This is a genomic window from Salifodinibacter halophilus (assembly GCA_012999515.1).
Taxonomy (GTDB): Bacteria; Pseudomonadota; Gammaproteobacteria; order Nevskiales; family Salinisphaeraceae; genus Salifodinibacter; species Salifodinibacter halophilus.
On record JABEEB010000042.1, the window covers coordinates 1 to 393 of the forward strand.

Consider the following 393-nt stretch of genomic DNA (forward strand, 5'->3'; position numbering starts at 1 on the left):
CATCGACGCGATTCGCTCCAGCCGCGTCACCGGCGCCGCCAACGAGTTCATCGCCTCGGTGTCGCTGGCCCGCAGCGAAGCGATCCGAAGCGGCCATCCCGGTTACATGTGCGCGAGTTCCAACGGCAGCAGCTGCGGCGGCGAATGGAACGATGGCTGGTTGGTGTGGAGCGACCTCAACGGCAACGCCGTCGCCGACGCCGACGAGCGTCCACGCCGCACCGATCAGATCCGCGACCTGAGCCTCGTCGCCACAGCCGTCGGCGGCGATGCCAGAACCCTGATATTCGACGGCCGCGGGCGCTTGCGCGATGGGCGTCGTGATTTCGTACTCAAGTCCACGCCATGCCGCGCCGGCGCCAATCAGCTGCGCACATTCGAGCTGTCGAGCAC

1 protein-coding gene is annotated in these 393 nt (G+C 67.4%); it reads left to right on the top strand.

What is annotated here, in order from left to right; translation table 11 throughout:
• A partial coding sequence (locus HKX41_10585; GenBank protein ID NNC24577.1) for a pre-pilin like leader sequence occupies positions 1–393 on the top strand: 393 nt, incomplete at both ends.